The sequence below is a fragment of the Verrucomicrobiota bacterium genome, assembly GCA_027622555.1.
In the GTDB taxonomy this organism is placed as follows: Bacteria; Verrucomicrobiota; Verrucomicrobiia; order Opitutales; family UBA2995; genus UBA2995.
Genome location: JAQBYJ010000072.1, coordinates 16,006 through 30,737, shown reverse-complemented (window position 1 = coordinate 30,737; position 14,732 = coordinate 16,006). Strand labels below are relative to the sequence as shown.

General features: G+C 46.3%; 11 protein-coding genes. 6 read left to right on the top strand and 5 right to left on the bottom strand.

What is annotated here, in order from left to right; translation table 11 throughout:
- The first annotated feature begins 95 nt into the window (after positions 1-95).
- The 5 genes from O3C43_17170 to O3C43_17150 all read left to right on the top strand — a co-directional run bounded on the left by O3C43_17170 (position 96) and on the right by O3C43_17150 (position 5,881).
- Complete coding sequence (locus O3C43_17170; GenBank protein ID MDA1068222.1) at positions 96-578, top strand: glycosyltransferase; 483 nt, start codon at positions 96-98, stop codon at positions 576-578.
- 143 nt (positions 579-721) lie between these two features.
- Positions 722-2,278, top strand: coding sequence for a sulfatase (locus O3C43_17165; protein ID MDA1068221.1), 1,557 nt, complete (start codon positions 722-724; stop codon positions 2,276-2,278).
- Positions 2,279-2,390: 112 nt separating this feature from the next.
- Positions 2,391-3,653 carry a glycosyltransferase family 4 protein gene (locus O3C43_17160; protein MDA1068220.1) on the top strand — a complete coding sequence of 421 codons (1,263 nt, stop codon included), beginning with the start codon at positions 2,391-2,393 and terminating at the stop codon, positions 3,651-3,653.
- Positions 3,654-3,681: 28 nt separating this feature from the next.
- Positions 3,682-4,452, top strand: a complete 771-nt coding sequence (locus tag O3C43_17155; GenBank protein MDA1068219.1) for a hypothetical protein — start codon at positions 3,682-3,684, stop codon at positions 4,450-4,452.
- Between the two features lie 223 nt (positions 4,453-4,675).
- Complete coding sequence (locus O3C43_17150) at positions 4,676-5,881, top strand: glycosyltransferase (protein MDA1068218.1); 1,206 nt, start codon at positions 4,676-4,678, stop codon at positions 5,879-5,881.
- An 86-nt stretch (positions 5,882-5,967) separates the two neighbouring features.
- On the opposite strand, the gene O3C43_17145 is transcribed toward O3C43_17150, so the two are convergent.
- On the bottom strand, positions 5,968-6,801 hold the full coding sequence (locus O3C43_17145) for a sulfotransferase (GenBank protein ID MDA1068217.1): 834 nt from the start codon (positions 6,799-6,801) through the stop codon (positions 5,968-5,970).
- A 462-nt stretch (positions 6,802-7,263) separates the two neighbouring features.
- Between O3C43_17145 and O3C43_17140 the strand changes: the two genes are divergently transcribed.
- A complete protein-coding gene (locus O3C43_17140; GenBank protein MDA1068216.1) occupies positions 7,264-7,509 on the top strand; it encodes a hypothetical protein in 246 nt (81 codons plus the stop codon).
- A 64-nt stretch (positions 7,510-7,573) separates the two neighbouring features.
- Here O3C43_17140 and O3C43_17135 read toward each other — a convergent pair whose 3' ends face one another.
- From O3C43_17135 to O3C43_17120, 4 genes are read right to left on the bottom strand one after another with little or no spacing between them, the layout of a single operon-like run.
- Complete coding sequence (locus O3C43_17135; GenBank protein ID MDA1068215.1) at positions 7,574-8,920, bottom strand: GDSL-type esterase/lipase family protein; 1,347 nt, start codon at positions 8,918-8,920, stop codon at positions 7,574-7,576.
- A 24-nt stretch (positions 8,921-8,944) separates the two neighbouring features.
- Entirely contained in the window at positions 8,945-9,526 is a 582-nt protein-coding gene (locus O3C43_17130) for a hypothetical protein (GenBank protein MDA1068214.1), read from the bottom strand.
- Positions 9,527-9,530: 4 nt separating this feature from the next.
- Positions 9,531-10,835: an acetylxylan esterase gene (locus tag O3C43_17125; protein ID MDA1068213.1), complete on the bottom strand. Its 1,305-nt coding sequence runs from the start codon at positions 10,833-10,835 to the stop codon at positions 9,531-9,533.
- 55 nt (positions 10,836-10,890) lie between these two features.
- Positions 10,891-14,586 (bottom strand): beta-propeller domain-containing protein, encoded by a 3,696-nt coding sequence (locus tag O3C43_17120; protein ID MDA1068212.1) that lies wholly within the window; start codon positions 14,584-14,586, stop codon positions 10,891-10,893.
- Positions 14,587-14,732: the final 146 nt, after the last annotated feature.

The window sequence follows — 14,732 nt, the reverse complement described above, 5'->3', positions numbered from 1 at the left end:
GAGGAAGATAAAATTAAGGTTTTTCGAGATCAGCATCGCCTTCCAAACAACAAATCCATTGTGGCCTTCATTGGTAGGATTAGCTACGAAAAGGGCTGAAAGATTTACCAGAAATCGCAAAAAAATTGCAGGAAGCAGGAGCCTTCCTAATGATTTGTGGAGACGGTTTACAACGTTCAAAACTTGAAAGACAGCTGAAGAATCAGAACTGCGATGAAGCCTGGCAAACCACGGGATTTTTAACACCTGAGGAAGTGAGAAAGGCGTTGAAGATAGCCGATATCTTAATCCTGCCTTCCAGAATTGAAATGTTAGGAAGTGTGTTGCTCGAAGCTATGGCTGCCGGTGTTCCAGCTGTAGCCTACGAAGTGGGAGGCGTCGGATCGGTTGGAGGCCCGGAAAATGCAATCAAGCTCGTTCAGCCAGAAAATCGAAGTTTGTTTATTGAGACCATCTTGGAACTGCTTGCAGATCCTGAGCAACGAAACGAATTAGCTGAGCGGGGAAAAGAAGAGTCCAGGCGTTTTCGATCTCCCAGGTCGCGAAAGAGACTGTTCGTTGCTATGAGGAAATTCTAGCGTCCCGTGCGTCCAATAACGAGCAGGTAAATTAATACCCATCCTAAAACGGATCCGGTCCAAAACTCATCCTTGATCTCAATCGTAATCCCAAGCTTAATCTACGCTCCCTTGATATTGGAAACCCACTTCTTGTAAACGCTATGAAATTTCCCAAGTCTCACTCTTTACTTTGCCTGGCTCTCTGCGTGGCTCCGTTTTTATCCTCCGCCGCGCGACCCAATATTCTCTTTATCATTGCCGACGATGCCTCTCGAAACAGTTTTGGGGCTTACGGTGCCAAGTATGTCGAAACCCCTAACTTCGATCGACTGGCCGAGGAAGGAGTGCTATTCACCAACGCCTATAACAATAATCCGAAGTGTGCTCCGGCGCGGGCGTGCTTGTTAACCGGCCGTTATTCCTGGCAATTGGAAGAAGCCTGCAACCACAATCCCATCTTATCCGACAAATGGGTGTTCTACCCCTGGATACTCGAGGAGAACGGCTATTTCATGGGTTTCACCGGTAAGGGCTGGGGACCTGGCACTTGGAAAAAAACCGATGTAAATGCAAACAAAGCCCAAAACGACAACCCCGCTGGGCACGCTTATAATAAACGGACGCGAGACGTTCCCTACACCGGTATCAACAAGATCGATTACCCCGCTAATTTCAACGACTTCCTGGAAGCCTGGGATTCTGCAAAACCTTTTTGCTTTTGGCTTGGAGCGAAAGAACCGCACCGGGGTTACGAAAAAGATTCATGGAAAAAGGACGGACGCAATCTGGACGAGGTAGAAGTTCAGGATTTTTTCCCCGACAATGATACGATCCGTGGTGATCTGGCAGACTACGCCATCGAGGTAGAATGGTATGACAAACAAATTGGAGCTGCTGTTAAACTACTCGAAGAACGTGGCCAGCTTGAAAACACACTTATCATTGCAACCTCCGATCACGGTATGCCATTCCCGCGCGTTAAAGGGCAAATTTACGACGAAGGTTATCGCGTACCATTCGTCGCCATGTGGAAAGGCAAGATCGTACCTAAACGTGTCGTATCCGATTTCATAACTTTTCCCGATCTTGCCCCTACCCTGCTCGACCTGACCGATATCGATGCGCCCGATCAAATGACAGGGCAGAGTTTTCTGGCGCAATTATTGTCCAGGGATTCAGGCCGCATTGACGAGACCCGTAATCACACGCTTCTTGGCAAAGAACGCCATGATGTTGGCCGGGTCGATAACGGGCTTCGATCTGTCACCTATCCGGTACGGGCCATTCGAAATGACTCGTTTCTTTACAGTCGGAACTTACTCCCTCACCGCTGGCCCGCTGGAAATCCGGAATATGGGTACAAAAATACAGACGGGTCACCCACCAAGAGTTTCCTGACTGAGCTCGATCCGTCCGACCCGGATTACAACTATTTCGAAATGGCTTTCGGCAAACGCCCCTTCGAAGAACTCTACGATGTTCTTAACGACCCGGATTGCGTTAACAATCTGGCAGACAATCCGAGCTATGCAAAAATCAAGAACCGTCTTTGGAAACAACTGGAGACCGAGCTCATCGCTCAGGCAGATCCCCGCATTTTGGGTGAAGGTGAAATCTTTGATTACTACCCCAACAGTAAATGGGAAGGAAACCGTAAGCTTTACAATGATCCAGACTGGAATCCTGTGAAAATCTTCGAAGAGAAATATGGAAAGTAAGACGGGTAAATCATCCCGTTTAGACACTACATTTATCAATTTTGTATCAAGTTTAAGATTCTGCTAGGAAGCTATGGTCCTCCAACGCATCCATCACAAAGAATGGTGAACAATGAGTGAAGTAGCCAAAGTTCTTCGAATAACCCCGCAGCTTTATCGTGATGGTACATGGCCAATGGCGTACGATCCATTTGGCGGGCTTCAAACCCAGGTTTGGCGAATCACCAAGGAACTGTGCAAAGCCGGAATTTCGCAAACCGTGCTTACCGGCCATATTCCCGGTTATCCAAGACATTCGAAACACGAAGGTTTAATAGAAATTGAAAGTGTGGGTTTGGCACTACCTCAATTCGCAGCATCCAGACTGCTGGGAATCACCTGGTTTTTTGCAGTTGCCAAGCATTTGGTATCAAGACGAAACGACTATGACCTTGTTCACATCCATTTTAATCAGTGGATATGGTGCAGATTTCTGGCCGTTATTTGCCGACGACTGGGTTTACCGGTTGTTATTTCCTTAAATACGGAACTGTGGATCAACACAAAATTCCCTCGGCTGCTCTCAAACAAACACTTCAACCTTTCACAATGGATCGAAAGGAAAACTATCAAATCCGTCGATTGTGCCGCCGCATTAACTTCAAAATATGCCAACCGATTGAAATCCCAATTGAAAACGGAGGGGAATAACATCGTTGTTATTCCTGATGCGGTAGAAATTGAAAGTTTTCAGAAACCGTTGGCCATTGATCAACTGAAGCAATTCCGGAAACGGTTCGGAATTCCCGACCACAAAAAAATCGTAACTTACATCGGAAGAATCAGAACTGAAAAAGGATGGGAAGACTTTCCAAAGATTGCTGCTGAGTTAATAAAGTCAGATGCTTTTTTGTTGATAGGCGGGGACGGACCAGACCGGCAATCATTAGAGGAATCAATGAAGAAGACTGCAGCCGATGACGCGTGGGAAATTACAGGCTATTTGAATCCGGAAGAAGTTAAGACTGTGCTGAAGATTTCAGACATCCTCATCCTTCCCTCGCAAAAAGAAATGTTTGGAAGCGTGCTACTTGAGGCGATGGCGTCGGGTGTTCCCACCGTAGCTTACGAAGTTGGCGACGTAAGTGAAGTGTCAGGGGACCGCGGTGCGGTATGCATGGTCCCGGTAAAGAATGTAGCGGCATTCAATCAGGCAATCCTGGAAATTTTAACTCAACCTCAAAAACGAGAAAGCTTGATTAAAGAAGGATTTAGACGTGTTGAGAAATTTTCAATGAAGCGAGTTGGCTCAGCAACGATCAGTTGCTATGAAAGAATTATAAATCCAAATTCCTCACCGCAAGTAGCAATAGACTCCTCCACTCAATATTCATGAACCATTTGGTCACCACTCGAACGCACGCATGAAACGTATTTCCAAACTAAGAAACTCCGTCCTGGTTGTCGCACATCCTGATGATGAAGTCCTTTGGTTTAGTTCACTCCTTAAAAAAATCGATAAGGTGATTATCATCTTTAAGGACTTTTATCCCCGACCTGAAATAGGAGAGCAACGCGCGAAAGCTATCGCCAAACTGCCATTTGAAGTTGTGTGGCTGGCTATTCCTGAAGCCGGGACCTACGGACTTGGGAACTGGGAGCAACCAGAGCTATCACCTTTCGGACTCATCGTGGAAGATGCTGCTTCTACGACCAAAATTACCGAAGACTACGAAAGAAATTTTCATGATATCCACACCCAGCTGAAAAAGCATCTTTCCTCAGACATGACAGTATTTACACACAATCCATGGGGTGAATACGGTCATCCGGATCATGTGCAAACCTATCGAATTATTGAAAGCCTGCGTGCAAATTTGGAATTCCACTTGTATGTATCCTCGTATGCTTCATCCAAATCAATGTCCCTGGTTCAATACTATGCTGATACTGGCGTTCAAGAACCTATTACCGGTCGTATTGACTCAACTAATTGCAATCAAATCGCTGATAGCTACAAGCAACACGATTGCTGGACATGGGCCGATGACTGGATATGGGACAAAGAAGAATATTTCCTGGGCAATCCGCAATTGAGACAAGCAGGTTGTCACTCCAACTCTCTTGCAAGCTCGACCTTACTTCGACAGATTCCATCGTCGGTAAAAAATAGAAAACCAGGTTTATTTCTTTAACGATTTGTGAAGGTGTTACGGTTTACCCCCCCCATCCTTGTAAACGCCAAACCGTCTCCTCAGGGACATTACTAAAAAATATCTAATCGTTTTCTCTCCGATCGTCTCTCTATGACTAGGCTCAACAGCTTTTATTAAAAACACCATTTTCTCAATGCGCTTTACCGGCGTACCCAAACTCTTAAGAAAATTCCTCAGATGTATGACAAAATAAAAATAGGATATGTCAGTCTCTATTACCCTCCGGTCGGAGGGGGGGGGTCAGATCTATCTCGATCGTTTGATTCATTCACTTGGAAATTTTGCCCAATATCTTTGGACAACTTCGCCTGATGAAAACCAATTGAAAGCATCCTTGAATGGGGTTTGCACCGTGGAATGTTTTGGCCCGAGCCCGGAGATTGATTACTCCACTATGGGCGATTGGTTCGAAGAAAAGCACCTGGAAGCGTTTGAAAGCATTCTAGCTTGGTCTAAGAGAATCCAATTGGATCTAATAATCTTTAATTCTCCACTTATATACTTTCACCAAACCAAGAAATTAATCCGCGCACTAAAAGGTGGACCAAAGATCGGCTGTATTCCACATGATATTCCAGGAATGTCGTTTTCATTACTGTTGGATGACTATCAAGAAACAGAATCCTGGGAAGAGTCTCTTGATAATATTCGACCGAGGTTTTCAAAGATTTCCAAGGATGAAAATACGCAGTTGCCTGGATCGCCATTTTTATTCGGCAACGATTTTACCATTTATAACAGCGAATGGATAAAAGAGTTTTATGACCCTTATTCAGAAAAAGATAGTGTCATATTTCATCCCATTATTTCCCGCACGAACGAATTACCAGAACTAGGACTTGAACCGGTCGATCTGACCATAGTAAACCCGCTTCCCATGAAAGGCGGCGCTCTGTTTCTAGCTCTGGCAAACTACCACTTCCGGGGGTATAAAATAAGGATACTTGAAGGGGGTTACAATTCGTCGATGACAACCTTGCGGCCATACCTTACTCCTGTCCGGTCCGTTTTATATCAAGCGGAACTTCCAGCTAACATCCAAGTGCTGGGGCTCATCCAAAACATGTCCGAGGTTTATAGGAACACAAAGGTTCTCCTACATCCGACTCGAATTGAAAGCTTTGGTATGACGGCGGTGGAAGCCATATTTGAAAATTGCATCGTTGCAACAACCGACATTCCAGGAGTGATCGAAGGTGTAGGAGACGCAGCCTTGCATCTTCCATATTATGCTACACCGCAGCAGTGGGCAGATAAAATTTCCTCAGCACTTAAAATCGAGAACCACTGCAGTGAAAAAATGTCAAAAAGGAGCCAGTTTATCAAAAACAGACAGGCAGAAGAGATTGAAGGGCTGGAGCATTTTTTGGAATCCATGGTTCCGAGAACTGCTGAAAAAGAACGTTAAGTGCTATCGTCCAAGATCGAATGAATGAATCTTCTAAGGGAGCTTCAGGTAAAAGGTCCCATTGGAAAATATCGAGTTCCTCATTCTTAGGAAGACTTCCGATTCTTTGGGCCTAATCCCAGAAATCGCTTTATCTTACTATGATCCATACCATGGATACGCATCCAAGCTTTAATAACTTCCTTAATCCTCGTTTTGCGAATTTTCCTGTGTACCTCAGCCGTAAAGTATTCCGGCCAATGGCTACGACTCAAATCCGGTTCTATTCCAGCGAGCATTTCCTTCCAGTTAACGTCTTTTTCAAATCCGAGTTCTACTAAATCGTGAGTTATATCACCATGGAGCTGAAGTTGCCCAACAATTCTTGGCAGGTGTTTCTTGTAAATTCCAACGCTTACTGGTGCAATGGGTCTGACTCCTCTAAGTGCGTCAAGAGAGCCCGATGACGGTTGTGCCATTTCATGATACAGGCTAAACGGACCCTTGGTTTTTAAAAATGGTAACTGTTTAAGCAAGGCTTCCTGCACGAGGTCCGGTGCGGATACAAACTCTTCATACCGCACCGTGATCAGCCTCGGGTGTGACCGAACATTGCGCCAGTATTTACTGTAGACCTTCCAATTATCCATTGATCCCCAATAACGATCGGGGTCCTTGCCGTGTTTGCTTACAACTGCGTCACGCGGATCCCTGATTAAGCATATGACAAATAGATTCGGAAGGATTTTAAGAAACGGTTTAACGTAAACGATATCTCCCGGATTTTTAGTCAGAAAAATTTCAGGATTCGTCGTCGGTAACCTAAATACCGGATCTTCATGACTGGAATGTTCGTCTATCTCAAAGCAAGCAACCATTGCCTCAGCTAACAGAGTAGTCCCTGTTCTGGGCCCGGTCCCAACAATGTGGATGTGTTTCATGAAGAAAAGTTTTTTGAACTAGGGAGAATCCAATAGGGTTAGTCAATGTCCCAACAAGATGCAATGGTCAGAAAATCACTAGGTATATGATTTTTACAAAAGCGGTTCACACATAAATAACTTAAGTATTCGGACAACATGAAATTAAAAACTCTAGTCATTGGCATGTTAGTCGGTTTCTCGATATCCTTGGTCGCGAATGATACTGAGGTGCTGATTCATGGGTTGACTCGGTCATCAAATTCCATGGGTAAAATCGAACGGCTTTAATTGAAGAAGGTTATAAGGTCCTGAACATTTCTTATCCATCGACGAAGTTTTCACTAACAACACTATCGAAAATGGTTTCAGAAATTGTGGTAACGGAAATAGAGCAGTGTTCAATTCACTCGCCTGTTCATAGTTTCAGTTTTGGTCCGCGGTATTTGACTTAGTTGATGATCAAAGTACGCTTCACCCATTATGATTACAATTGAATCACTAACAGAGTTCTTTGGATGGTGTGCGGCAATTAACATCGGACTTCTTCTGTTCACATCAATAATGCTGATGGGATTCTCAGTTCCATTTTCGAAGCTCCACGGAGCAATGTTCAAAATGACTCCAGAGGAAGTAAGATCAGGATTCTACAACTACCTTTGCATGTTTAAGGTCGCGGTCATTGTATTCAGCCTCGTTCCCTACTTGGCACTGAAGCTCATGGCTTAGTTAGAACCCTGGTGCAACTCACTTAGAAAACCCAACAGGAGAATCAAAAGGCAACAAGTGCCTCTTACATTTCCTTAATCCGTATCCGCCGATACTCGATCTGCCCTCGGTCACCTTCGAGACCGATAGCTCCGGTTTCAGGGATTTCAAAGGCGGCTTCAAGGACTTCGCCGTTGCAGGTGCAATGAGCGGTTGTGCCAGTGACTTTGATAATGATTTCATTCCAATCGCCCTGTTTGTATTTTTTTAAATCCTTGTAAGGACCGGCAAGTAGAAAGTCTCGGCATTGAAGCTGTTTCCCCCGAAGAAACACACCACTGTCCGCATTTGGGGTAGCTCGGAATTCGAGTTTTAAAATAAAGTCTTTGGGGAAATCGCGCGTCGTCCAGAGTTGTTGAATACGCCGACCTTCGGCTGGAGTGGTGACCACGAGCCGATCATTGATGGCTGCAAAGCGAAGGTCACTACTTACTGTTTTACCATAAAAATTCTCCGGCTCGTTGAATACCGAAAATACAATTCCATTGTTATTCGGTTTTCTTGGAGGTGTTACCTTGAATCCCCAACCGTTTAAATTCTTACCGTTAAAAAGAGGAGCAAATCCTGGTTCAATCTGGAAGTCATCCGCCCCGGTATCCATCATTCCAAGGGTAGCGAAAACAGGACGAAGTGCCGCTTTCCATTTCGCATAGCCCAAATCATTTGGGTGCAATAGATCCGGAAACTCCTCGATTTTCGCATCACCTGCTTCATTGGCAAAGAGAGTCCAGGTATCTACAACGGTTATGCGAATATCTCCTTTTACCGCAGCAGCAAGCTGCTCGTTTATTTTTTGAATGTCTTCAGAGGTCCGATCTTTTTCACCGGAGCTTGGAAAAATACGACACAATATAATAGGCAGATTCGCATCGTGTTTATGAAGCGCATCAATTATGAGTCTCACATTGCCTGAAATTTGCTCAGGCGTAGCACCGTCGGCCAAATCGTTCGTCCCCATCAGCATGACGACGGCGGATGGATTTAGCGCGATTACATCCTCATCCAAACGAATGAGCATACCGCGTGTCGTGTCTCCACTGATTCCGCGGTTAGCAACTTTCAAACCAGGGAAGCTAGGCTTTAGCCGTTCGTCCCACCCTTGCGTTATAGAGTCACCAAAAAAGACTACTGCTCCCTGATCAGCTTCCACACTGTTAAACCAGGAAGTACGGCGATCCGTCCACACCTTCTGAAACCATTCATGCTGCCCGCGAATGGGACCGTCGCCGGGCAGGCCTTCGTAGCTAACAGGCAAAGCGATGCTAGCTTGCTGCGAGAGAGTTAATGCATCTCCATGGTGATTGGGAAACGCGAATTGTGCAGCCAAGCAAAAAACAACTGTCAGCAGGGGAGTTTTTATAGGATTGTTCATAAAGTATTTTTTGGGGTAAGAGATCTAATTTTCAGTTTGGCATTCATGCAGCAAAAATCCGAGACCTGCGCCGAATCCGAGTCCGTGACCGGCTCCCCATAGCAAGTGTCCAATAGGCCCGGAAACCAACGCATCCGCTTCACCGCCCAAATAATATCCGAGCGTATAACAGGTGAACAAAACAGAAAACATAACCAGAAAGCTTCCTTTTTTCTCGAAAACCTTTTGGAAGAGCCAAGTCATCCCAGCCAAGCCGAGGAACGATCCATAAAGATCGGCATGAAACTTTCCTTTTAGGACAAACCAAAACAAACACCAGGCAATTGCGTAAACTAGAAAGGCAAAAGCAAAGAAGGCGCAAAACTTCCAAGAGGTGTTAGGCCTGACAACCAACCTGCTCAAAACAAAGCCGGAAAGTCCGAGGTACACCACAGCGATTGAAATATACATCGGGCCTCGACCCGGGACAAGATGGAATGCCCATATGGAGTAGGCGATTACACTAACAACACCGAAAGCAACCGAAGCGTATGGCATTCCATAGCAACAGCGGCCACTTTGGGTACTATCCAGTTTTAGGGTACGATCAGGGTCTAATCCAAACATAATTTTATTTCTTAAGGTGTTTATCGGCAAAGTTCATATAGCTAGTCCAATCATAATCGGTTACATCATGCACACCTGCGCGGATGTGATAACCGATTGAAGAACCGACCGGTTTATGAATCGCCGGTTGTTTTTCGGACTGCACGCCTTTTAGCCCAAAAAGTTCGTAAGCGGGTCCTGCGTGTTTACCGGAAAGAAACTCTCCATTGGGATCAGCCCACTCGTCTTCCTGCGCACTCGCAATGTAAACAGGCCGGGGCGCCATTAATGCAATCAACATATGTTGGTCCAAAGGCAACGCGGCCTCATTGCCGTTATAAGTTTTGAAACGCTCGCAAAACCAATGAGGAAAACTCGTATTAATTCGCTCAACGGTTTCTCCGAAGGCGCGCCTACTCAGAGCGGCACCACCACATCCGGAGTCATTTGAAATGGTAAGGGCAAATCGTTCATCGCTCGCCCCAGCCCAAAGTGACGTTTTTCCCAACCGTGAATGACCCATCACCGCAATATTCTTCGCATCAAAAGAATCATCCGTCTCCAGGTAATCAAGCACTCGACTCAAACCCCATGCCCAGGCCGAAATAGCACTCCAATCTTCGGTTTCCAGAGTTTTCCCTTCGTCATCCTTTTTGATGTGCGCTCTTATCCCGTCCTTCCAACCCTCTTCATGATCGGGTTCGATGTCTCCATAATACAAGGTCACCACTCCATAACCACGATCCAGAATCATTTCGACCGGCCAACGCTTGGAGCTCAGCCCACGTGACTTTTCGTTGGCCTTATTATTCTCGTAGCCTTCACCACGCCCACTGCGCATCCAGGAAGTCGAAATGGGTATACCAGGATCATTCTGAATTGAATGGTTACCTCCAAAGTTATAGCCCAGAAATGCGGGCACTGGCCCCCTTTGTTTAGCAGGTAAATAAATCAATACATTCAATGTGGATTTCGGGCCAACATCCTTGAGGTGGATCGATACCAATTTCCGAATGGCCTTTCCACCCAATGCGGATTCAACCGAGTGGACATCGTAACTCACCTTTTTGGTCATCTGCGGCCGCCTTCCATACATATGCCGCTGGAAAAGCTCCATTATTTCCGGCCGTCGCTCTTCCCTCCATTGTTTGGAGGTTGTAATCCTCGAACCATCCAAAGCGGTTAGGACATCCGGCAAAATGTATTCAGGAACATCGGATTCGTCACAAATGAATCCAGGTTTGGCGGCGAATCCAGGTAGCATAACACTGGCGACAACTAGAATGATGGCGGGGTAAATGCTTGCAGGGTAAGTATAGAAAAGAGACATCCAAAACAACTATTCAATCGCATTAACAAGAACAAGATCGAACTCATGTAAGTATTCAGTTTCTGTTCGAGTTAAAAAGTACCCGGATAAACAAATTGCTTTCAGTCCCAACTGGCTCGAGATATCGAACTGTGTAGGCGGTATCAAACAGTTCATTTGTAATCTCAAATGCCTCCGGGAAATAGTTCCAATCTTTCAAATCATAGGAGTATTGAGGCTGGAAATCATCCTTGCCGCTCGCCTGCAAATTGATGGGCAAACGCAAATGTAAATAGCGGTTACCATCGTCACTCTCAGATATCCAGCTCTCCACAAAGATCCCATCATATCCGGTTCCGGGATCTGAGCCGGTAAAGTATTCCAAGCCGTTGGAAAGCCCATCTCCGTCTGAGTCAATAGAACCATCGGGAATCGAATCCCCGACATCCAATTGAAGCGCCATACTGATCCAATTTTCGTAGCTCATTGGTTCAATCGAATGGGTAAACATCCAGGCCTCTTCCTCGCCGAGACCTTCCAGAATAAGTCCACTTTCTGCTTTAGTTACGGAAAGCTGTTTAACACCGATAGATACCCAGTGATCCTCAACGTCCGCCTGCAACATGGAGTTGCCAAGCACTTGAGACTGTCCCTCGAAAGTATCTCCAAAATCCAAAGTAACAACCCCATTCCAGCCCTGTGGTAAATAGGCAAGTCGTCGTTCGAAAATATCGATCAGCTCAGCACGCTGCCAAAAGTATTGATTTGGAAATGAAAGCGAAGGTCTCAAGGGATCAGTAGGATCTGAAAAATCGATAAAACTAAGTTGCCCCGAACCCTGGGCAACCAACAAGTCGTCGACCACGGCCATGCTATAAATATCCCCGGGTCGCTGCAGAATCTCATGTTCAAAAAATGCTCCGGCGGATAGCCATTCGTAGGTGAGAAGCTCTGATATTGGATTACCCGAAGAGTAATCCGTATTTCCCAGAACAATGAAATTGCCTTCAAAAAGCTTTGGACCATAACCTACGTTTTCCACGACCAATTCATCCACTTGAAACGCTTTCACTCCATCGAACGCGAGAGCTTGAATACGGATTTCGTTCATCCATTGAGTTTCTTCGTAATACGACCGATTGCTCGATGAAAACAGAACCGCGCTATCGGCTCCGTTACTGATCACATTCTCAAATATCCCGGGGATCTCGACCAAGCTTCGTTTTTGAGGACTGGCAGGATCCGATAAATCCAATTGCCCCAACCAGTGGCGAGCCAGCCACTGAGGCCGTCCACCCGTTTCTTCCACGTACTCACTGGATTGAAACCCATAATACAATATAGAATCAATAAGTCGGAACTTTCCTTCCGGCCAATAAGACAGAGGGTCTATCTCGGAAGAGTCTCCGACAGCTATTTCAACTCCTGTGAAAATTTGTGGGTGTGCTTTGTTATCTATAGAAGCAGTATACACTTTTCCTGAAGAAGGATAATATGGATACGCAACATCGGCAAACCCAATCCCACCTCTTAGAAAGAAGCCATAACCTTGCTCTGCAGGATACCAAACCAGTGAACTGTCTGGAAGAAGATCCGCGTTATAATCTCCCCCGGATCCATATCCATATTCATTAGAAACGGATTCATGAAAAGCACTTCCAAGAACATTAGGAGATAACGGGTCCGAAAGATCGATGATCGAAATAGAAAAAACTTCGGCATACTTCCAGTTTTTGTCCTCCTGCTGCTCAGACGACAGATTGGATTGCGCTACAATCAGGCATTCTTCCAACAACAGCGATCCTACGATTCTTCCCTCAGGAAGCTCCAGGGTCGCCCGTTGTTCATCTGCATCCGAAACAGGACTCACATGAAGCCGTGCTTTCGCATCGGTCGAACCATAATACCAGTAACCAGGACCACGCTCCAATTGGATTAAATACTCCCCCACCCGATGAACAAAATCCACCGGCCATGCGAGGGTCAGTTCAGATATCAACTGCGGTTGATCCGGGTCGCTGATATCGAGCGTTTTTAAGGCAGCCCCCGATATCGAGACCACTGCATCGCCGAGTAACCGCGCTCGACGAGCCTGGAATTCATGTTCGAATGCGCCGCGTTTGATCAACTCCCCGTCGCCTATTTCAATCATCTGCACACCGCTATTCCAACCGTTGTCGGGAGTATAACCCTGGTAAGGTAACAAGATCCAACCATCCTCCGGGAAAAACCCAAACGCCTTTTCATCCCAGTTGGCCTCCGACCAGGACCAACCGTCCTCATCGCCTACAAACACGCGCGACGCCAAAGAAGGAGTAGATGGTTCCGAGACATCAAACCAGGACACGGCAATCTGCGAGTCCTCCACCCCAACCGAGATCAAGGCATCCTCGCCCAACGTTTCAAGATGTGTGGAGAATCCAGGCACTTCGAGCTCACCCAACAACTGTGGATTGGCAGGATCTGCCAGACTGATCACAAAGAGCGGGTCGATACGCAAAACGGTAACGACATAGAGGAGCTCACCAGCAAACCGGGTGGCAGTTATAGACTCGTTATTGGCAAACTCCAGTTGGGCGAGAGGCTTGGGGGATAACACTTGCGGACCGGACAAGTCGAATGTCTCCACGCTGGCGAACCGATTCCTGTTTTCCGTTCCCCGCCAAACCTGACTGACAATGGTAAAAACATCATCCTTCAAACGCATATTAAATTTATCCAACACGTGCCCCTTGACAGGAATCTCAAAGGCGACGAATGGATCCACAGACGGATCCGAAATATCTACCACGTGAACCGTCGACATCGATTGCCGAAGCACATTGTCATAGGAACTGGTGGAAATCAGCAGCGCTTCGGCGGTGGCTTGTACCTGTCCACCCCAGTAATTGTGGCGATCGCTGTTAAGCTCCAATGCCTCAATAATCACCGGGTTCGCGGAATCGGTTAAATCTATTTTTGAAACGGCAAGCCCGGACCGATAATTAAGCTGTTCCACATTGGTTTCTGGATCTACGATGCTCTCCTGCCACCATCGCCTGGAAACCAGGTATAAGATGGAGTCAACCATGCGGGACTCAACAATGTAACCCGGCACAGGGATCGCGGCAATTTCTTCCAGCTCATCTGTTTGATCATGCTTCACCAAAACGACTTTTCCGTCCCCGGTACTCGAATCGTAAGTTAACAACACAACCACATCGTCGACAGGATGCAGGTAGAGTTGCTCACCACCAAACGGAAGTCGCTTTGTAGCCAGGCGAAGAGGCTTTGCAGGATCAGATACGTCTATGACTTGAAGGCCACGATACTGATTGAAAAAGTATAAGGTACTGTCGCGCCATTTCCAAATGTCGGATTCTTCAACCGTAGCCTCCCGACTCCCATCTTCCGCAAAATCCACTCCAGGAGTCGCTAACCGGTTATCGGAGTCCCCCATTGTTGGATCGAAAGTTGATTTACCCGAGTAAAATTCGTAGGGAAACGGATCGCTCCAGCTGGCGGCAATTTCCAAATCATCTTTCTCGACTCCATCCGGAAGTCGAAGCTTTAGAAAACCCTCACTCCCCTCAAGATGCGCAATAGTACAGGTTTCCCAGCCTCCGTCGCTCCGGTGAATCCGCAGTCGAATTCGTCGGACACCTTCCGGGATCTGAATAACGACTGCACGATCAACTAATTCGGCCTTGATTACCTCAAACTCATTATTGGCGACCACAGGCAGGCTCAACTGGAGTAGCAAAAAACAAATCAATGGAAGAAACCGTTTCATTTTTTAAAAAAAGCGCGAAAAACAGGCTAAACGATCAGACTGATTCCTGCCAGTTTTTTTTTGAAGAGCTACTGCTCTTTCCAATCAGACAAAAATGCATAAATGCCCTCCAGTTGCACGTCAATTCCCAGGGTGCCTGGAGGCCC